This is a genomic window from Insolitispirillum peregrinum (assembly GCF_900156605.1).
Lineage (GTDB): Bacteria > Pseudomonadota > Alphaproteobacteria > Rhodospirillales > Rhodospirillaceae > Insolitispirillum > Insolitispirillum peregrinum.
On record NZ_FTOA01000002.1, the window covers coordinates 367,436 to 387,264 of the forward strand.

General features: G+C 64.9%; 19 protein-coding genes. 15 read left to right on the forward strand and 4 right to left on the reverse strand.

Features of this window, described 5'->3' with window-relative positions; translation table 11 throughout:
- Positions 1-8: 8 nt before the first annotated feature.
- Positions 9-1,034 carry an NAD(P)/FAD-dependent oxidoreductase gene (locus BW995_RS05660; RefSeq protein WP_076399208.1) on the reverse strand — a complete coding sequence of 342 codons (1,026 nt, stop codon included), beginning with the start codon at positions 1,032-1,034 and terminating at the stop codon, positions 9-11.
- 188 nt (positions 1,035-1,222) lie between these two features.
- Between BW995_RS05660 and tsaE the strand changes: the two genes are divergently transcribed.
- The 15 genes from tsaE (at position 1,223) to BW995_RS05735 (ending at position 17,801) form a co-directional block, all read left to right on the forward strand.
- A complete protein-coding gene (tsaE, locus tag BW995_RS05665) occupies positions 1,223-1,729 on the forward strand; it encodes a tRNA (adenosine(37)-N6)-threonylcarbamoyltransferase complex ATPase subunit type 1 TsaE (protein ID WP_076399209.1) in 507 nt (168 codons plus the stop codon).
- Between the two features lie 27 nt (positions 1,730-1,756).
- Complete coding sequence (locus BW995_RS05670; RefSeq protein WP_076399210.1) at positions 1,757-2,740, forward strand: aminoglycoside phosphotransferase family protein; 984 nt, start codon at positions 1,757-1,759, stop codon at positions 2,738-2,740.
- Entirely contained in the window at positions 2,737-3,477 is a 741-nt protein-coding gene (locus BW995_RS05675; protein WP_076399211.1) for a nucleotidyltransferase family protein, read from the forward strand. The genes BW995_RS05670 and BW995_RS05675 overlap by 4 nt, the downstream gene beginning before the upstream one ends.
- A 29-nt stretch (positions 3,478-3,506) precedes the next feature.
- The gene (addB, locus tag BW995_RS05680) at positions 3,507-6,497 is read left to right on the forward strand and encodes a double-strand break repair protein AddB (RefSeq protein ID WP_076399212.1); all 2,991 of its coding nucleotides are present in this window, start codon (positions 3,507-3,509) and stop codon (positions 6,495-6,497) included.
- Positions 6,494-10,006, forward strand: coding sequence for a double-strand break repair helicase AddA (gene addA, locus BW995_RS05685; RefSeq protein ID WP_076399213.1), 3,513 nt, complete (start codon positions 6,494-6,496; stop codon positions 10,004-10,006). Before addB ends, addA begins: the two co-directional genes overlap by 4 nt.
- Positions 9,999-10,505, forward strand: coding sequence for a GNAT family N-acetyltransferase (locus tag BW995_RS05690; protein ID WP_076399214.1), 507 nt, complete (start codon positions 9,999-10,001; stop codon positions 10,503-10,505). Before addA ends, BW995_RS05690 begins: the two co-directional genes overlap by 8 nt.
- Before the next feature lie 194 nt (positions 10,506-10,699).
- Positions 10,700-11,026 carry a thioredoxin gene (gene trxA, locus BW995_RS05695; protein ID WP_076399215.1) on the forward strand — a complete coding sequence of 109 codons (327 nt, stop codon included), beginning with the start codon at positions 10,700-10,702 and terminating at the stop codon, positions 11,024-11,026.
- A 269-nt stretch (positions 11,027-11,295) separates the two neighbouring features.
- Positions 11,296-12,015 carry a heme ABC transporter permease gene (locus tag BW995_RS05700; protein ID WP_076399216.1) on the forward strand — a complete coding sequence of 240 codons (720 nt, stop codon included), beginning with the start codon at positions 11,296-11,298 and terminating at the stop codon, positions 12,013-12,015.
- Positions 12,016-12,033: 18 nt separating this feature from the next.
- On the forward strand, positions 12,034-12,273 hold the full coding sequence (ccmD, locus tag BW995_RS05705) for a heme exporter protein CcmD (RefSeq protein WP_076399217.1): 240 nt from the start codon (positions 12,034-12,036) through the stop codon (positions 12,271-12,273).
- Positions 12,270-12,764, forward strand: a complete 495-nt coding sequence (ccmE, locus tag BW995_RS05710) for a cytochrome c maturation protein CcmE (protein WP_076399218.1) — start codon at positions 12,270-12,272, stop codon at positions 12,762-12,764. Before ccmD ends, ccmE begins: the two co-directional genes overlap by 4 nt.
- A 9-nt stretch (positions 12,765-12,773) precedes the next feature.
- Positions 12,774-14,765, forward strand: a complete 1,992-nt coding sequence (locus BW995_RS05715; RefSeq protein WP_076399219.1) for a heme lyase CcmF/NrfE family subunit — start codon at positions 12,774-12,776, stop codon at positions 14,763-14,765.
- A 90-nt stretch (positions 14,766-14,855) separates the two neighbouring features.
- Positions 14,856-15,392 (forward strand): DsbE family thiol:disulfide interchange protein, encoded by a 537-nt coding sequence (locus tag BW995_RS05720; RefSeq protein ID WP_139332778.1) that lies wholly within the window; start codon positions 14,856-14,858, stop codon positions 15,390-15,392.
- Positions 15,389-15,886 (forward strand): cytochrome c-type biogenesis protein, encoded by a 498-nt coding sequence (locus BW995_RS05725; protein ID WP_076399220.1) that lies wholly within the window; start codon positions 15,389-15,391, stop codon positions 15,884-15,886. Before BW995_RS05720 ends, BW995_RS05725 begins: the two co-directional genes overlap by 4 nt.
- Complete coding sequence (ccmI, locus tag BW995_RS05730) at positions 15,883-17,325, forward strand: c-type cytochrome biogenesis protein CcmI (protein WP_076399221.1); 1,443 nt, start codon at positions 15,883-15,885, stop codon at positions 17,323-17,325. The genes BW995_RS05725 and ccmI overlap by 4 nt, the downstream gene beginning before the upstream one ends.
- Positions 17,326-17,510: 185 nt before the next feature.
- Positions 17,511-17,801, forward strand: a complete 291-nt coding sequence (locus tag BW995_RS05735) for a FliM/FliN family flagellar motor switch protein (protein WP_076399626.1) — start codon at positions 17,511-17,513, stop codon at positions 17,799-17,801.
- 16 nt (positions 17,802-17,817) lie between these two features.
- Here BW995_RS05735 and BW995_RS05740 read toward each other — a convergent pair whose 3' ends face one another.
- From BW995_RS05740 to BW995_RS05750, 3 genes are read right to left on the reverse strand one after another with little or no spacing between them, the layout of a single operon-like run.
- On the reverse strand, positions 17,818-18,258 hold the full coding sequence (locus BW995_RS05740; protein WP_076399222.1) for a hypothetical protein: 441 nt from the start codon (positions 18,256-18,258) through the stop codon (positions 17,818-17,820).
- Positions 18,251-18,637, reverse strand: a complete 387-nt coding sequence (locus BW995_RS05745) for a hypothetical protein (RefSeq protein ID WP_076399223.1) — start codon at positions 18,635-18,637, stop codon at positions 18,251-18,253. Before BW995_RS05745 ends, BW995_RS05740 begins: the two co-directional genes overlap by 8 nt.
- Before the next feature lie 2 nt (positions 18,638-18,639).
- Complete coding sequence (locus tag BW995_RS05750) at positions 18,640-19,803, reverse strand: hypothetical protein (RefSeq protein WP_076399224.1); 1,164 nt, start codon at positions 19,801-19,803, stop codon at positions 18,640-18,642.
- Positions 19,804-19,829: the final 26 nt, after the last annotated feature.

Consider the following 19,829-nt stretch of genomic DNA (forward strand, 5'->3'; position numbering starts at 1 on the left):
CAAAAGGGTTACGCCGGAACGCCGATGCTGGTCGAGTGTTCAAAGTGCAGGTGTTCGCCTTTGTACACAAACGGATAGGCATGATGCGCCGCCTGTGCCGCTTCGGCGAACCCGGTCAGGATCAGCTTCAGCTTGCCGGGGTAGGTGCAGACGTCGCCAGCGGCAAAGATGCCTTCGACGTTGGTGGCGCTGGTGCCCTGATCAATGGTGATGTGGCTTTTGTCCATCCCCAGACCCCAGCTGCTGATCGGCCCCAGCGAGGTGGCCAGCCCAAAGAACGGCAGCAGGATGTCGGCGGGCAGGTCGCGCAGGCCGCCGTCAAGGTCGGCAACGCGCACGGTGTTCAACTGGCCGCTGGCGGTGTCACCCTCAAGGGCGGACAACTGATAGGGCACCACCAGATCGATCTTGCCCTGGCTGGCCAGGTCCTGCAGACGGGCGGCGCTTTCCGGGGCGCAGCGGAATTTCGGGCGGCGGTGGATCACCGCGACGCTGGCGGCGACTTCGGACAGGGAAACGGCCCAGTCCACCGCCGAGTCCCCGCCACCGGCAATCACCACCCGCTTGCCGCGGAAGGCTTCGCGGCTTTTCACAAAATAGAACACCGATTTGCCTTCGTAATGGGCCAGACCGTCCAGCGGCGGACGGTTGGGACCAAAGGCTCCGGCACCGGCGGCGATGATCACCACCGCGCAATCGATCTGCGTGCCCTTGTCGGTTTCCACCAGCCAGCGGCCATTGTCCTGACGGGTCAGGCCGACCACCTGCTGGCTCAGGTGATAGACCGGATTGAACGGGGCGGCCTGCTGTTCCAGCTGGCCGATCAGGTCACCGGCCAGAATGCTGGGGTGGGCCGGAATGTCATAGATCGGCTTTTCCGGGTACAGGGCGGCGCACTGGCCCCCGAGCGCATCCAGCACGTCCACCACATGACATTTGATCCGCACCATCCCGCACTGGAAAACGGTGAACAGGCCGACGGGGCCGCCCCCGATAACGCAGGCGTCGGTGTGATGAAGGGTCTGGTCAACCATGGGCGACTCGCTTTCCTGTAACTGGTCTTGCCGTGCTCCGTGGGGGGAGCGGATCTGGAAGGGCTGACTGTGGCGCGAGGCGCGCCGGGAATCAAGTTGATCCTCGGAGGAGAGCCGGGAAGCCTCTGGCATCGCGACGATCTTTCCCCTACCCTTGCGACAGATGTCGGGGCCAACAGGGGGACATGATGACCGATAGCACATCGTCTGCTTCACGACTGTCGCTGGAACTGGCGACCCCGGCGGCGACCGGCTGCCTGGGGGTGGCGCTGGCCGATGTGCTGCGGCCGGGGGATGTTCTGGCTCTGCAAGGAGATTTGGGGACTGGCAAGACCGCCCTGTGCCGGGCCTATATCCGGGCGGCGGTCGGTGATCCGGCAGAAGAAGTCCCCAGTCCGACCTTTACGCTGGTGCAGGTCTATGACACGCCGGGCTGGGCGATCTGGCATTACGATCTTTACCGGCTGGAACAGCCCGAAGATGCCTATGAGCTGGACATCGAAGACGCCTTTGAAGAAGGGGTGGCACTGATCGAATGGCCCGACCGGCTGGGGCGGCTGTTGCCCCGGCGGGCGATTCACCTGACCCTGATCCAGACCGGCGAGACCTCGCGGCGGGTCGATGTCGAGGCGCAACCGCACCTGCTGTCCCGCCTGTCGGCGGCCTTTACGGCAGCGCAGGCGGCAGCGAAATGAAATTCTGCAGGAAAGATGATCTGACAGATGCGTGAGACCTTGCTGACCGGCTTTCAACAGCGTGCAGGCTGGGGAGATGCCGAACGGTCGTTACTGGCCGGGGATGCCTCGTTCCGGAAATACTGGCGACTGCGGCGGGCTGATGGCGCGACGATGGTGATCATGGATGCGCCGCCGCCGCAGGAAGACGTTCGGCCGTTCGTTCGGGTGGCGAACCATCTTGAGGCACTGGGGTTTTCCGTCCCCCATGTGGCGTTGGTTGATGAGGACAACGGCTTTCTTCTGCTGGAGGATCTGGGCGACGGCACCTATACCCGCCTGTTGCAGCAGGGCAATGACGAGTGGTCGTTGTATGCGCTGGCCACCGACGTTCTGGCCGAGCTGTCGCAGCAGCCGGTCCCGGCGGATGTTCCGGCCTATGATGATCAGCGCCTGCTGACCGAAACCGGTTTGCTGCCGGACTGGTTTCTGACCAGTGTCGGGGCAGCCGTGTCTGCCGAGGCTCGCGCCGAGTGGGATCGGATCTGGCTTGACCTGTTGCCGGTGGCGCGCGGAGTGCCGAGTGCGCTGGTGCTGCGCGATTACCATGTTGACAACCTGCTGCTGTTGCCCGGACGGGCGGGGCTGGCCGCCTGTGGTTTGCTTGACTTTCAGGATGCGGTGGTAGGTCCGCTGACCTATGACCTGATGAGCCTGCTGGAAGACGCCCGCCGGGATATCGACCCGGCACTGGTGGCGGCGATGACCGCGCGTTTTCTGGTCGCCCGCCCCGACCTGCACGCAGAAACCTTTGCCGCGTCGTGGGCGGTGATGGCTGCCCAGCGTCATGCCAAGGTGATCGGCATTTTTGCCCGCTTGTACAAGCGGGATGGCAAGCCGGGCTATCTGCCGCACATTCCGCGCGTGTGGCGTCTGCTGGAAACAGCCTGCCAGCATCCGGCCTGTGCGCCGGTGCAGGCGTGGTTGCAGGCCTACGTTCCGCCTGCGGTTCGTCAGCGGTCGCCGCAATGAGCGGGGCCGCGTTGACCAGCGCGATGGTGCTGGCCGCCGGGTTGGGCACGCGCATGCGCCCGATCACCGACCATACCCCCAAGCCACTGGTCGAGGTTGGCGGGATGACCATGCTCGACCGGGTGCTGGCCCATGTGACGGCGGCGGGGGTGTCGCGGGTGGTGATCAACCTGCATCATCTGGCCGAGCGGGTGGAGCAGCACATGCAGGCTCATCCGCTGCCGCCTGCGGTCGAACTGCGCTATTCCGATGAACGGGCGGCCTTGCTGGAAACCGGCGGTGGCGTCCGTCATGCCCTGCCGCTGTTGGGGGATGCGCCGTTCTGGGTGGCCAATGCCGATATCCTGTGGCTCGACGGGCCGGGGGAAACGGCGCTGGCCCGGCTGGCGGCGGCATGGGACCCGGAACGGATGGATGCCCTGCTGTTGCTCCACCCGCTGGAAACCGCCCATGGCTACGACGGCACCGGGGATTTCCACTGGCAGGCCGATGGCCGCATTGTGGGTCGGCGGGACGGGCAGGGGCGGGCGCCTTATGTTTATGCCGGTGTGCAAATTCTGAAACCGGAACTGTTTGCTGATACCCCGACCGGGGCCTGGTCGCTGAACGTGATCTTTGACCGCCTGCTGGCGGTGGGACGGCTTTATGGGGTGGTCCATGATGGCCACTGGTTCCACGTCGGCACGCCGGACCGGATTGCCCCGACCTCCGACCAGATTGCCCGGCTCGGGCGGTAAGGGCTGTTGCTGATTCGAAAGGGTGCCTGATGTCGCTCTATACCATCTCTCCCCGTTTGTCCTTTGGCGATACCCTGGCTGCGGGGGTGCTGGCACAGTGCGGCAGTGATCCGCTCGATCTGGCCGGTATTACCTTGCTGTTGCCCAACCGGCGCACCCAGCGCACGGTCCGCGAAGCCTTTCTCCGGCGGTCGGGTGGTCGGCCCTTGATGCTGCCGCGCCTGCTGGCGCTGGGCGACCTTGACGACGACGAAATGCTGTTCAACGGCTTTCAGGGGTTGGGGTCTGCCGATGGCGCGGTCGAGGCGCTGGCTCCGGCGATTCCGCCCCTGCGGCGGCGGTTGTTGCTCAGCCGGTTGGTGATGGCCAAGGGCGACGAGACCGGGCGGCCCTATACCCCTGATCAGGCGTTGCGGCTGGCCGATGAACTGGCCCGCCTGCTTGATCAGGTGCAGACCGCCGACTGTGATCTGGGGCGGCTGGGGACGCTGGCCCCGGATCGGTATGCGGCGCACTGGACCCGGATTGTCGAGTTTCTGGCGATTGTCGCGCAGGTCTGGCCGACCCTTCTGGAGGCCGAGGGCTGTCTGGACCCGGCCGACCGGCGTAATCGCCTGCTGCGGGCGCAGGCGGTGGCGTGGCAACAGGTGCCGCCCCACGGGCGGGTGATTGCCGCCGGGATCACCGGCTCGCTGCCTGCCGCCGCCGAGGTGCTGGCGGTGGTGGCCCGCCTGCCGGGCGGGATGGTGGTGTTGCCGGGGCTGGACCGCGAGATGGACGACGATTCGTGGCAGGCGCTGGATGACAGTCATCCACAATATGCCCTGAAGACCCTGCTGGCGGTGATCGGCTGCGAGCGGCAGGCGGTGGCCGACTGGCCGCAGACCGGCGAGGATGATCCATCGCTGGCCGACCCGTCGCGGGTGCGGCTGATTTCGGAAGCGATGCGACCGGCCCAGACCACCCACCGCTGGCGCGATTTGTCGACCGGGGCGGCTGCACCGCTGGACGAGCGGGCGACAGCGGGGATCACCCGGCTGGACTGCCCCGACCAGCGGCAAGAGGCTTTGGCGATTGCCCTGCTGATGCGCCAGACCCTGCAAACCGCCGAACGGACGGCGGCGCTGGTGACGCCTGACCGCGATCTGGCGCGGCGGGTGTCGGCGGAACTGGCCCGCTGGCACATCCGCGTTGATGACTCGGCGGGCAGGCCGCTGGCGGTAACACCGCCGGGAGCCTTTCTGCGGCTGACGGCGACGATGGTGGCTGAACGCTTTGCGCCGGTGCCGTTGCTGTCGGTGCTGAAACATCCGCTGGCAGGGGCCGGGCTGGAACCGGCGATCTTCCGCGATGCGGCCCGCCGACTGGAAATGGCCGTCCTGCGCGGGGTCCGCCCGGGGCCGGGGATTGCCGGGCTGCGGACGGCGCTGCTGGCCTCGGAAGCGGTTGGCGGCGACGATCTGGACGGGCTGGCGATGCTGCTGGACACACTGGAGCAGTGCTGTCAGGGCTTCGTTACGCTGATGGAACAGGATGAAGCGTCGTTTGCCGACCTGCTCGAAGCCCACATGCGGCTGGCCGAGGCGCTGGCAGGGACGGCGGCGATGCCGGGACCGTTGCGCCTGTGGGCCGAAGATGCCGGGGACACGGCGGCGATCTGGGCGCGCGATCTGGGCGATACCGCCAGTGTGCTGGACACCATCGTTCCGGGGCGCTATCCGGCAGTCCTCGATGGCCTGATGACCGGCACCGGCGTGCGGCAGGAGTTCGGCAACCATCCGCGTCTGGCCATTCTCGGGCCGATGGAAGCCCGCCTGCGCCATGCCGACCTGCTGATTCTGGGCGGCCTGAACGAAGACGTCTGGCCGCCGCAAACGGCCATCGACCCGTGGATGAGCCGCCCGATGCGGGGCGAGTTCGGCTTGCCGCAACCGGAACAACGGGTCGGCCATGCCGCCCATGATTTCGCCGCGCTGTTCTGCGCGCCGCAGGTGGTGCTGACGCGGGCGGAAAAGATCGACGGGACTCCGACGGTGCCGTCGCGCTGGCTGTTGCGGCTCGATACGGTGCTGACCGCTGCCGGACTGCCCAGGCTGGGCTGTCGGGCACCGTGGCTGTCGTGGGTCAGTCGGCTGGACCAGCCCGACCGCTATGATCTGGGGCGGCGCCCGGCACCCTGTCCGCCGGTGGCCCTGCGTCCGCGCAAGTTGTCGGTGACGCGGATCGAGACCTGGATGCGCGACCCCTATGCGATCTATGCCCAGTACATTCTGGGATTGCGGGCGTTGAAGGCGCTCGACGAAGACCCGGGAGCGGGGGATTACGGCACGCTGGTACACCGGGCGCTGGAGCTGTTCCAGCGCCGCTATCCACAGGCTTTGCCCGCCGACCCCTATGCGGCGCTGCTGGCCTGTGGCGAACAGGTGTTTGCCGAAACCATCGCTCGCCCGGCGGTGTGGGCCTTCTGGTGGCCACGTTTCGAGCGGCTGGCGCGCTGGGTGGCGCAGGAAGAAACCGCTCGTCGTCCGCTGGTGCGCGAAACCCATGTTGAGGCCCGTGGCAAGCTGGATCTGGGGGACTTCCTGCTGACCGCCACCGCCGACCGTATCGACCTGCTGCAGGATGGCACGCTGGCGATCCTTGATTACAAGACCGGCCAGCCGCCATCGGACAAGGAAGTGCTGGCCGGGTTTGCGCCGCAGTTGCCGCTGGAGGCGCTGATTGCCCAGAGTGGCGGCTTTGACGGTGTTCCGGGACGACCCGTTTCGGACCTGCAATTCTGGCACCTGAAGGGCAATACCGACGGCGGCGAGGCGCGCAGCGTCAAAACAAAAGACAAACCGCTGGGTGAGCTGGTGACCGAGGCGCTGGACGGGGTGCGCGGACTGATCCGCGCCTTTGATGCCCCCGAGACTCCTTATCTCGCCCGGCCCCATCCTGAACGGGCGCCGAAGTGGTCGGACTATCTGCATCTGGCGCGGGTGCGCGAATGGTCGGCGGGTGAAGGAGAGAGCGAATGAGTGAGATCATTGCGCAGGCGACCCATAGCCAGCGACAGGCCGCCGATCCCCGTGCCTCGGTGTGGGTGGGGGCCAATGCCGGGACCGGCAAGACCAAGGTGTTGACCGACCGGGTGCTGAACCTGCTGCTGGAAGGCACCGGGCCGGAACGGATTCTGTGCCTGACCTTCACCAAGGCCGCCGCCGCCGAAATGTCCACCCGTCTGGCAGCCAAGCTGTCCGACTGGGCGGTGATCAGCGACGAGGCGCTGGATCAGGCGTTGCGTGATCTGGGCCGTATCCCCGATGCCGCCCAGCGCACGGTGGCCCGTCGGCTGTTTGCCCGTTTGCTGGATGTGCCGGGGGGGATGCGGATCGAAACGATCCATGCCTTCTGTCAAAGCCTGCTGCGCCGGTTCCCGCTGGAAGCCGGGGTGTCGCCGCATTTCGAGGTTCTGGATGAACGATCGTCCGCCGAATTGATGGATCAGGCCTATGAACGGCTGCTGCAAACGGTGCGGGCTGGCGGTGACAGCCCGCTGGCCAGAGCCCTGGCGGTGGTGACGGCTCAGGTCCACGAGATGAACTTTCCGGCCCTGATGGGGCAACTGACCGGCAACCGGGGCAAGCTGCGCCGTCTGTTGCGGCGGCATGGAGGACTGGACGAGGCGCTGGCGGCGCTGTACCGCGTTCTGGAGGTGGCCGAGGGCGAGACCGCCGCTGATATCCGGCTGAAGGCCGTGGCGGTGCTCGATGGCGACGAACTGCGCTCCTTTGCCCGCATGATGGCCAGCGGCGGCAAGACCGATCAGGGGATTGCCGAAAGTCTGGCCCGCTGGTTCACTTCGTCACCACCCGATCAGGCCAGCCAGTGGGAGCTGATGAGCGCGGCCTTTCTGACCAAGGACGGCGCGGCGCGCAGCCAGAGCAAGTATCCCAGCAAGGCGGTGAAGGAAACCTATCCCGATGTGCTGACCGTTCTCGACCAGCTGACCGATACCGTTCTGCTGTGGGAACGACGGTACAAGGCGGCGCAGGTGGCCGAGTGCAGTGCGGCGCTGCTGGTGCTGGGCAACGCGTTGATCTCCGGCTATGAGGCGGCCAAGGAACAGCGCGGGCTGATGGACTTTGACGACCTGATCTTTACCACCCGTGCCCTGCTGTCGGGCAGCGAGGCGACGGCGTGGGTGCTGTACAAGCTCGACGGTGGCATTGATCATGTGATGGTCGATGAAGCACAGGACAACAGCCCCGACCAGTGGGGAGTGATCCGCAGTCTGACCGAAGAGTTTTTCAGCGGCGAAGGGCGGATCAACGAGGCGGTGCGCACGGTGTTTGCCGTCGGCGACCGCAAGCAGTCGATCTATTCCTTTCAGGGGGCCGACCCGGCGGCCTTTGACACCATGCGGGCGCGCTACCGTGAGGTCGTTCCGGCGGCGGAGCAGACCTTTCACGATGTGACGCTGGGGGTGTCGTTCCGCAGCGTGTCGGCGGTGCTCGATCTGGTCGATCAGGTGTTCAACGCCACCGAAGCCTGCCACGGGGTGCGCGAGCGGCATGAACCAGTGCATCATCTGGCCGCCCGCGAGGGGATGGCCGGGTTGGTCGAGCTGTGGCCGGTACTGGAAACCGCCAAGGCAGCGGATGGTCAGCCGTGGAAGCCACCGGTGGAGGTGGTCAGCGGTGACACCGCGCAGGCGCGGCTGGCCCGTCTGCTGGCCGCCCGCATCAAGGCGATGATCTCGGGCGAGCGGTTGCTCAGTCAGGATCGACCGATGACTGCCGGTGACATTCTGGTGCTGGTGCGGCGGCGTGGCGGCTTTGTCGAAGATCTGGTGCGGGCGCTGAAAAAGGCCGAGGTGCCAGTGGCCGGGGCCGACCGGATGGTGTTGTCCGAGCAAATGGCGGTGATGGACCTGTTGGCGCTGGGCGAGGCCCTGTTGCTGCCCGATGATGATCTGACGCTGGCCTGTGTGCTGAAAGGGCCGCTGATCGGCCTCAGTGAAGACCAGTTGTTGCAGATCGCCGCCGGGCGTCCGCGCGGGGTCAGTCTGTGGCGGTCGTTGCGGGCGGCGGCGGAAAAGGGTGGGGGGCCGTTCCGTCCGGCCCATGAAACGCTGGCCGACCTGATGGGGCAGGCCGACTTTCTGCCGCCGCACGAGCTGTATGCCCGGGTGTTGGGCCCATTGCGCGGGCGGGAAAAACTGGTGGCCCGGCTGGGCCCGGATGCGCTGGATGCGATTGACGAATTCGTGCAGTTGACCCTGACCTATGACCGGGGCAACCCGCCGTCGTTGCAGGGCTTTTTGCACTGGGCGCGCTATGACGACAGCCAGAAAAAGCGCGACATGGCCGAACGTCGGGACGAGGTGCGGGTGATGACCGTCCATGGCTCGAAAGGCTTGCAGGCGCCGGTGGTGATCCTGCCCGATACCTGCGGGGTGCCGTCAAAGCTCGACAGTGTGTTGTGGGAGGACGAGCACGGCCTGATGCTGTGGCCACCGCGCAAGGAAATGCGTGACCCCTTGAGCGACCAGCAGATTGAACGGCTGAAGGATGCCCAGCTGCAGGAATACAATCGCCTGCTGTACGTGGCGCTGACCCGTGCCGAAGACCGTCTGTTGGTCTGTGGCTGGCAGGGCAAGACCCGCCGCCCCGAGGGCTGTTGGTATGATCTGGTCGAAGCCGGGATGGCGGCGATTGGCCAATCCTGCGATGACCCGTTCCTCAGCCGCGAAGGTCCGGCCTTTGGCGTCGAGAGTGCCACCATCTGGCGCCTGCAGTCGGCGCAGACGGTTGCCCCCCGCATCAGCGCGCACGGGGAGCTGGCAATGGCGGCGGAAGAGGCTCCGTTGCCTGCCTGGACGGCGGCACCGCCGCCTGCCGAGCCGTCGCCGCCGCGCCCGCTGGCCCCGTCGCGGGTGGAGCTGCCGGACCCGCCCGCCCGTTCGCCACTGGATCACGGAGACAACCCGGCCAGCGATGCCAAGCGGCGGTTCCGGCGCGGGACGCTGGTTCACCGCCTGTTGCAGAGCCTGCCCGATCTGGCCCCGCTCCACCGGCAGGCGGCGGCGGCAACCTTCCTTGCCCGTCCGGTGTGGGAGCTGTCGCCTGCGGCACAGGCCGCCCTGTGCCGCGAGACGCTGGCGGTCCTCGATCACCCGGACATTGCCCCGCTGTTTGGTCCCGGCTCGCTGGCCGAAGTGCCGATCACCGGGGTGGTCGGTGGCCATGTGGTGTCGGGGCAGGTTGACCGGCTGGTGGTGACCGACGAAGCGGTGTTGATCGTTGATTTCAAAACCAATCGCCCGCCACCGAGGCGCGTTGAAGACGTCGCGGAAGCCTATTGCGTCCAGTTGGCCCTCTACCGGCAGGTCTTGCAGGGGATTTATCCCGGGCGGCGGGTGGACTGCGCTCTGGTCTGGACGGATGGTCCCTTTGTTATGCCATTGCCTCGCGCGGTTCTGGAGGCTAGCCTGAAAAACAACCGCCTGGGGGGTGGTGACTCGGGAGGACAACGGGATGAGTGAAACCGGCAAGTCGCAGGGCAACAGGCCCCTTGTACGGGTCAGAATGGCGACGGCGGGGGATTATCTGGCGTGGTATCGCCTGTGGCAGGGCTATCTGGCGTTCTACGAGGCGGCCGTTCCGACCGAGGTCACGCAGGCCACCTGGCGGCGCTGTCTGAGCGATGTCTGGCCGATGGACTGTCTGGTGGCGGTGGTTGACGGGGATCTGGTCGGCTTTGCGATTGTGGTGACCCATCCGGGAACGTGGAGTCGCCAGCAGGTCGGCTATCTGGAAGACCTGTTCGTGGCCGCGTCTGCCCGTGGGCAGGGGGTGGGCCGGGCCTTGCTGGAAGCCTGTGCCGCCCGTGGCCGCCAGTTCGGCTGGCGGCGGCTGTACTGGCAGACCAAGGCCGATAATGCGACGGCGCGGGTTCTTTATGATCAGGTGGCCGAGGTGACCGACTGGGTGCGCTATGACTGGGATCTGGGCGAGCTGAATTGTGGTCCGCGCAGCCCCTGACAGTATGAGCATATTCTTTTCAAGGGTATTGCCCGCCTTGACGACCTTCCGTCCCCTCCTTAGACTCTAGCCATTGATCAGCGGTGGCACGAGCATCCTTGGTCAGCCGGATTTCTTCTTACCACCGTGTTTGCAGGCCTGGCGCGATGGCTGTGCCACAAGTGCCCGGTGATGCCGTATAAAAGGACAAATCGATGAAACAGGTTACTGACGCCTCCTTTGAGCAGGATGTGCTGAAGGCAGAAAAGCCGGTGCTGGTGGATTTCTGGGCCGAATGGTGCGGCCCGTGCCGTCAGATCGCTCCGGCGCTGGAAGAACTGGCCGCCGAGCTGGCTGACCGCCTGGATGTCGCCAAGGTCAACATCGACGAAAACCCGGAAATCCCCACCAAATACGGTGTGCGCGGGATTCCGACCCTGATGGTGTTCATGAACGGCCAGATCGCCGCCACCAAGATCGGCGCCCTGCCGAAGAACAAGATGGTGGAATGGGTGGAGTCGGTTCTGGAAGCCGACGCCTGAGGCTGGCACCTGAAACTGAACATGCCTGTCCCCGTCGTGCTGGCGGGGTGTGGATGATGACAAAACGGCAGGGCATGGCGCTCTGCCGTTTTGTTTTTGCCGGTTTCAGCAACCATTCAGCACAATCTGATATGGCTCGCCCAGAGTTAACCCGCGAGAACGGTAGCACACGGCGCAAAGCGGCGCTAAAACAGTCCCCGAATTTTGCCACGATTGGGCGGTATGGCTCCGCCCGTTGCCTCAGGCTGTCTGCTTGATTGGGAGTTCCCATGCATCGCTTTGCCAATCCGGCCCGCTTTCTCAGACTGGCGACCATCCTGCTGCCGTGGGCGGTCGGGGTGACGGTGATTTCACTGGTCGCCGGGCTGGCCTATGCCCTGGTCCTGTCTCCTGCCGATTATCAGCAGGGGGAAACCGTCCGCATCATGTACATCCATGTGCCGGCCGCCTGGATGGGGATGTTTGCCTACACCATGATGGCGATTGCCAGTGCGGTGGCGCTGATCTGGAAACATCCGCTGGCCGATCTGGCCGGGAAAGCCAGTGCGCCGGTGGGGGCGGCCTTTACCCTGATCTGTCTGGTGACCGGGTCGCTGTGGGGCAAGCCGATGTGGGGAACCTGGTGGGTGTGGGATGCCCGCCTCACCAGTATGTTAATTCTGTTGTTCCTCTATTTGGGCTATATGGCGTTGCAGTCGGCCTTTGACGATCCGCGCCGGGGGCAAAAGGCGGCCTCGGTTCTGGCGCTGGTGGGATTCGTCAATGTGCCGATCATCAAGTTCTCGGTTGACTGGTGGAACACCCTGCACCAGCCGGCCAGTGTGGTGAAGATGGGCGGTCCGGCGATTGATGCGTCGATGCTGGTGCCTTTGTTGTTGATGGCCTTGGCCTTCAAGGGGTATTACGTGGTCGTGCTATTAATTCGCATTCGTACGGAAATTGCCGAGGCGAAGATTCGCACCCTGCGGATGGCGGAACTGCACGGATAACGGAAAGCTGGTGAGGCGATGAACGACTTTCTGACAATGGGGGGCTATGGCGGCTATGTCTGGCCCGCCTATGCCATCGCCCTGGTGGTGCTGGTGCTGGTGCTGGTTCTGACCCTGCGCGGGGCGGCCAGCAGCCAGAAGACCCTTGATCTGTTGCAGCAGGCCCGTGGCGGTCGCCGGTCCCGTCGGGGTGCGGCCCCGGTCGGGGATCAGGCTGTTACTCCTTCGACGGTGGATACGGGAGCCGAGCGGCCATGACGCGCAAAAAACGCCGCCTGATGCTGGTGGGGCTGGGGATGCTGTTGCTGGGATCGGCAACGGCGCTGACCCTGACCGCCTTTCAGGACAATCTGGTGTTCTTCTACAGTCCATCGGACGTACAGGAAAAGCACGTCGATCCGGGTCGCCGGTTCCGTCTGGGTGGGTTGGTCGAAGAGGGCTCGGTACACAAGGACGGGACCACGGTCCGCTTTAACGTGACCGACCTCAACAACAGCCTGCCGGTCAGTTTTACCGGCATCCTGCCCGACCTGTTCCGCGAGGGGCAAGGGGTGGTGGCCGAAGGCGCGCTCGATGGCAGCGGCACCTTCAAGGCGGTCGAGGTGCTGGCCAAGCACGACGAGAACTACATGCCGCCCGAAGTCGCCGAATCGCTGAAAAAGTCCGGGAAATGGACCGGCGCCGAGACGGAACGTATGAAAGAACAAGGCCATCCGGCGGGCATGACCGCCCCGGCCAGCGCGAAGTAAGGAACCCTGATGGTCGCCGAACTCGGACACTTTGCCCTGATCCTGGCGTTGTTTGTCGCCCTTGCCCAGTCGATCATCCCGATGTGGGGGGCGCAGAAGGGCGATGTGGTGATGATGAATGCCTCGCGCGCCGGGGCTTTGGGGCTGTTTCTGCTGGTTGGGCTGGCCTTTGGCTGCCTGACCTATTCGTTTGTGGTGTCCGATTTTTCGGTCAGCAACGTGTTCCAGAATTCGCATTCCGACAAGCCGATGCTGTACAAGGTCAGCGGCCTGTGGGGGAACCACGAAGGCTCGCTGCTGCTGTGGATCACCATTCTGACGGTGTTTGGTCTGGCGGTGGCACTGGTTGGCGGCAACATCCCGCCGCAACTGCGGGCGCGGGCGCTGTCGGTGCAGGCGATGATCACCAGTGGCTTCCTGCTGTTCATCCTGTTCACCTCCAACCCGTTCCTGCGCCTGCCGGAAATTCCGGCCAACGGTCGCGGCCTGAACCCGATGTTGCAGGACCCCGGTCTGGCGTTCCATCCGCCGATGCTGTACCTCGGCTATGTCGGCTTCTCGATGGCCTTTTCCTTTGCCATTGCCGCGCTGATCGAAGGTCGGGTGGATGCCGCCTGGGCCCGCTGGGTGCGCCCGTGGACGCTGGCGGCGTGGACCTTCCTGACGCTGGGCATCGGTCTGGGCTCGTGGTGGGCCTATTACGAACTGGGCTGGGGCGGCTGGTGGTTCTGGGACCCGGTGGAAAACGCCTCGTTCATGCCGTGGCTGGTGGGGACCGCCCTGCTGCATTCGGCAATCGTGGTGGAAAAGCGCGACAGCCTGAAAAGCTGGACCATCCTGCTGGCGATCCTCGCCTTTGCGATGAGCCTGCTGGGGACTTTCCTCGTCCGCTCCGGGGTGATCACTTCGGTGCACGCCTTTGCCAGTGATCCGACCCGTGGCCTGTTCATTCTGGTGCTGCTGTCGGTGGCGGTGGGCGGCTCGCTGATGCTGTACGCCTGGCGGGCTCCGTCGCTGAAGGCCGGGGGCCTGTTCGCGCCGATTTCGCGTGAAGGTGCTTTGCTGCTGAACAACCTGCTGATGACCACCGCCGCGGCCTCGATCCTGCTTGGCACGCTGTACCCAATGTTTGCCGATGTGTTCCATCTGGGCAAGGTGTCGGTGGGCGCGCCGTTCTTTAACGGGGTGTTCGTGCCGCTGATGGTGCCGATGCTGCTGGCGATGGCCTGTGGTCCGTTTCTGGCGTGGAAGCGTGGCGACCTGCGCGGCGCCCTGAGCCGCCTGTGGGCCGCCGCTGCCGCGCTGGTGGTGGTGATGCTGGCGGTGTGGGCCTGGCACGGCGGCGATGTCGATTCGCTGCTGGCGGCCTTTGGTCTGGGGCTGGCGGGCTGGCTGTTCGTCGGTTCGCTGGTCGAATGGGCCGGACGCATCAAGCTGTTCCGCGCACCGCTGGGCGAAAGCCTGCGCCGGGCGGCCAACCTGCCGCGTGCGGCGTGGGGGATGACGCTGGCCCACATCGGCGTTGCCTTTGTGGTGGCCGGGGTCACGGCCTCGTCGGCGTGGAAGCAGGAGATGGTGCAGACGCAGGAGATCGGCCAGACCCTGACCATTCAGGGCTATCAACTGACCCTGACCGGGGTCAAGTCGGTCGATGGCCCGAACTACAGCGCCCTGCAAGGCACCTTTGAGGTGCGCAAGGATGGCGCGCTGATTTCGGTGCTGACACCGGAAAAGCGCACCTATCGCCAGCCACCGATGCCGACCACCGAAGCCGCCATCCACACCACCGGCATTGCCGACCTGTACGCGGTGGTGGGTGATCCGGCCAAGGATGGCAAGGGCTGGGTGACCCGCCTGTACTTTGAACCGCTGGTGCCGTTCCTGTGGTACGGCGTGCTGCTGATGGGGCTGGGTGGGTTCGTCTCGCTGACCGACCGCCGCCACCGCGTCGGGGCTCCGGTACGGGCGCGGGCGTCTTCTGCTCCCCCTGCATCGGCCTGACCTTTTGTTCTGTCGCCTTGTGCGAAAACCGGTTCCCGCTTTTCGCACAAGGCGACAGGCCTGAACCTGATCGGTACTCTTGAGGCTCTGATGGTAAGAAAGCTGATTTTCATTGCTCCGGCGTTGATGTTCCTGCTGCTGGTGGGGGCGTTCGTGCTGGGCCTGAACAACAACCCGCGTGACATTCCCTCAGTGCTGATCAATCGTCCGGTTCCGGCCTTTGCACTGGAACCGTTGCCGGGGGATACGCGCGGCCTGACCAGTGACGACCTGAAAGGCGATGTCAGTCTGGTCAATATCTTTGGCTCGTGGTGCGTGGCCTGCGTGGCCGAGCATCCCTATCTGGTCAAGATTCGCGATACCGGCTTTGTGAAGATTTACGGCATCGACTGGCGGGAAAAGAATCCGGCAGACGGGCGGCGCTGGCTGGACCGCAACGGCAATCCCTATACGCTGGTCGGGCTGGACCCGGACTCGAAAGTGGCGGTGGATTTCGGGGTGACCGGCGCACCGGAAACCTTCGTGGTCGATAAGGCCGGGGTGATCCGCTACAAGCACGTCGGCCCGGTGACCGACGAAGTATGGGCCAATACCCTGAAGCCGATCATTGAAGGACTGCGCAAATGAGCCCCCGGCTGCGGCAAGGTCTGTTGGCGGCGGTGCTGACCGTCGGCCTGTCGGCCACGGCGTGGGCCGTGCAGCCGGATGAAATGTTGAAAGACCCGGCGCTGGAGGCCCGCGCCCGCGAGGTTTCGCGCGAGCTGCGCTGTGTGGTCTGTCAGAACGAAAGCATCGACGAATCGAACGCCGAGCTGGCCCGTGATCTGCGCCTGATCGTGCGCGACCGGGTGCAAAAAGGCGACAGCAACCAGCAGGTGCTGGATTTTGTGGTCGCCCGCTATGGCGATTACGTGCTGCTGAAGCCGCCGTTCAAGCTGTCAACCTATGCTCTGTGGTTTGGTCCGCTGGCGTTCCTGCTGCTGGCCTTGTGGGGCGGCTGGAGTTTCTTCCGCCGTCCGGCGACCGCGACGGCTGACAGCGAGCCGGTGGTGGCTCCGCTGTCGGCGGAGGAGAAAAAGCGTCTGGAAAAGCTCCTGCGGGATGAGGATAACGCCCGATGACCGTGCAAATCGTGTTCTTTGTCGGGCTGGCTGTGGCAACGGTCGGGCTGTTTGTGGTTTGGCCGTTACTGCGCCGTCCGGCGGCATCGGCGATTCGGGCAGACTATGACCTGCGGGTGTACCGCGACCAGTTGGGTGAAGTGGAGCGCGACCGGGATCGCGGGCTGCTGACCGAGGCTCAGGCGGAGGCGGCACGGGTGGAAATCCAGCGCCGGATGCTGGCCGCCGACAGCGAAGCGCGGGCGATGGCCGCTGGACAGGCTCCCCTGCCGGGGCATAAAACCCGGCGGGCACTGGCGGCGTTGCTGGCGGTGCTGGTGCCGGTCGGAACGCTGGTGATGTATGGCGTGCTGGGAACGCCGGGTATGCCGGATTTTCCCTTTGAAGCCCAGCAGGCCAAGCGGATGGGGCTGGACGAGGCCAAAATGGCCGAACTGAAGCGGCAGGAGCAGACCCTGGCCGCTGCTGCCGACGCCAACCCGCAGGATCAAAAGCGCTGGCTGGCGCTGGCCGAAGCCCGCGCCGCCCTGCGCGAATCGGCGCAGGCGTTGATTGCGTTTGACAAGGCGGTGGCGCTGGGGCCGGTTGCGGCGGACGTGTGGGCCTCGATTGGCGAGGCGCAGGTGCTGGCCTCGGACGGGGCGGTCAGCGAGCAGGCGCGGGCGGCGTTCGTCAATGCCCTGCGTCTGAGCCGCGATGATGCCCGTTCGCGCTATTACCTTGGGCTGGCGCGGGTGCAGGACGGGGACAACCGTGCGGCGCTGGCCATCTGGCGCGACCTGTCGGCCTCCAGCCCGGCTGATGCGCCGTGGATGGGGATGCTGCGCGCCCGCATGGGGCAGGTGGCCCGGCAGGAAAACCTGCCACCGATGGCGGTCAAGCCGGTGCATCCGCTGGACCTGATCGACGGCAAGGCAACCGCCGAGGTCGATGCCGGGTCTGCCATGCGTGCCGAGGCCGACGCCAACCGCAAGCCGGGCGAAGGTTTCAGCGGTGATGAAAAGCAGATGATCGGCAGTATGGTTCAGCGTCTGAAGGATCGTCTGGCCAGCCAGCCGGACGACTATAACGGCTGGATGCAGCTTGGCCGCTCGCTGACGGTGATGAAGGACCCGGCAGGGGCGGTGGACGCCTATGGCAAGGCCGCAGCCCTGAAGCCGACCGAGGTCGAGCCGCTGTTCAATCTGGCAACCTCGCTGATTGATGTGGCGGAAAAGACCGGTCAGGACCAGCCCGACCCGCAGTTCTTTGCGGTGGTGGCCAAGGCCGAAGCTCTGGCTCCGGACAGTGCTGACGTGCTGTATCTGGGCGGTCTGGCGGCGGCGATTCAGGGTGACAAGGCGCTGGCGAAGTCCAAATGGACCCGCTTGCTGTCAACGCTGCCCAAGGATGGCCCGGCCTATCAGAACCTGCAGGGCCAGATCGACAGCCTGCAGTAACACCAGCCACAGTGTCAGGGGGTAAGGGGGCTCTTGCCTTTCCCCCTGATGCTGTGAGCTTTCATTGCCATTCTGCCCGCGCTATGATGCGCCCTTGCAGAGAAACCCCGGCGATTGTATGCCGTGGGGAATGATGGCTCCGTTTGCGCAAGGACAGCCCAATGGTCGATGAAAACCCGCGTTCGATGGATGATCCCGATCTCGATACGATCGGCGGGAATCGGCAACTGACCTCGGACGCCATCTTTACCGTACCGGTGGAAATCTCGGTGGTGCTGGGCAAGTCCGAACTGCGCGTCAACCAGTTGCTGAAACTGGGCCGTGGTGCGGTGGTCGAACTGGACCAGCGCACCGACGACCCGGTGGAAATCTACGCCAACGATATTCTGGTGGCGCGTGGCGAAGTGGTGATCACCGAAGGCGACCGCATCGGCGTCACCCTGACCGAACTGGTCAAGTCGATCTACGCCAAGTAAGCCTGCGGATGCCGGGTCAGGCGAGCAGGGCGGTGATGGTCAGGGCTGCCAGCTCATCGGGCGATGCGGCAGCCTCGATCCGGGGGTCGATGGTGATATCGCGCAAGACTTGACAGGCGGCTTCGGCGGCGCGGGCTTCGGCCCGCTCGTCTTCACTCAGCCCGTCAAGCAGGTCCTTGCGCGCCAGTCGGCGCAAGGTGTCGTCGAGAGGCAGGAACAGGGCAGGGCGGGCCTGCCGCAGAGCCGCCCGATGGATATCGCGGGCGCTCCCCATGTCGATCACCACGGCGTCACCGTCCAGCACCCAGGCATCGCGGAAGGTGCGGGGCAGGGACTGGGTGTGTTCGCTGTCGATGACGCTGCCGTTCATCTCAACGGAGACGGTTGCCGGGGTTTCGGCAGTGCTGGCGTCGGCAGACGGGCTGTCTTGTAACTGGATGAGATCGGTATCAGTCATCGCTCAGGTCCTTCAGTTTCCAGGCCCCACGCCATTGGCGGCTTGTGGGCAACATGTCCTTACGGGTGATGGCAAAGCGTCGGCGATTGCCTGCCGGGGCGTCCCAGACATGAGCGGGAACGTCCTTTTGCAGCAGGTATTCCATCGCCTGTTCTTCGGTCATCGGGCCGAGGGGAGCGGCAGCGTCAACCGCCTCCAGCCCTCCGGCATAGGCGTCGAGGGGAGGCAAAATCCCCCCGGCCAGAGCCATCGCCAGCCACGACGGGTCGGGAATCAGCACCGACACCGGCTCGTCAAGGTTGGCTTCAAAGGCGATGGCATACTGTCCGGGAACCGGGGTACCCTGCCATGCGGCAATCCGCTGGGAGGTGGTGAGCATCGTTACATCCCGGCGAAGATGATGGTGTCAGGACGGCCGTCAACATAATTGCCGGTCCCCGAGACCTTGTGGGCCATACGCATTTTTGTATCCGACCAGAACGTCAAGCCAGGCTCATCTTCGATAACCACACAATCGGGGTTGCCTGTATCACCAAGCGTACAACTAGCAGGCACATAATAGACGTTCGGCCACGGCGTGGTGAAACTTACCGTGTATTGCCCGACAGCGTGATCCGTGATCGATGAAATTCCCAGGCTGTTCCGGATGATGTTGCCATTGTACTGATCCAGAACGAGGTATTTTTTAACAGCTCCGGTGATCTGGCTGGCGTTGTACCCGCCCAGCGTGTCGGCATTTCCTGCGGAGATTTTAGTCCAATCGCCCCAGGCGTTGGCCGTCATCTGCCGGGTGTATACTGCCGTCGGGTCGGCGTCGGGACCGGTCCCGTACCGTGGCACACACCACTCTAGGGCATAGTCCCCATGCTCGTATCCCATCGAGACTCTCTGACGGTAGCCGCCTTGATACCCGGCATGAGGCGAGTTGCCTGTGCCGATGACATAAGACCAGCCCCATACGAGAGGCCTATCGTCGAAACTGGAGTAAGTTGCATATCCGGTGACTTCCCCGAAGCCAGACAGGGCAGTTCCGTTAAGGGATACAACTGCCCCATTCGGTCCTCCCTGACCGGGGGCAACCTGTGCCGCGATGCCGATTTGCCCCCTTGACAGGTATTCCGTCAGATCGGGCTTGTTGCCGAGATCAGCGTAGGAGCCGCTGGTGGCCACGGTCGCCAGAGCGGGCTTGTTGCTGAGGTCGCTGTACGACCCGCTGCTGGCCACCGTTGCCAGCCCCAGATTGCTGCGGGCGGTGGCGATATTGGCGACGTCGGACAGGTTTTTGCTGGCCAGCAGGGCACCATCGGTTTTGCTGGCGACCAGCGCCTGCACCGCCTTCAGCAACTGGCTGTTGTCGGTTTTGCTGTGGCTGAGGTTGGCACCGCTGACCACATTGCCCAGCTCTTCCTGCAGCATGTTGAGGAACCACGCCGGAACGGCGGTGGCCACGCCGGGGGCATCGGAAAAGAACTTCTCGCTGTCGGCGTCCGGCGGGGTGGGTTTGGCCGAGGCGCTGACGGCGTCGGGGGTATCGATATAGTACATGCTCAGACCTCATGGGGGGAGATAAC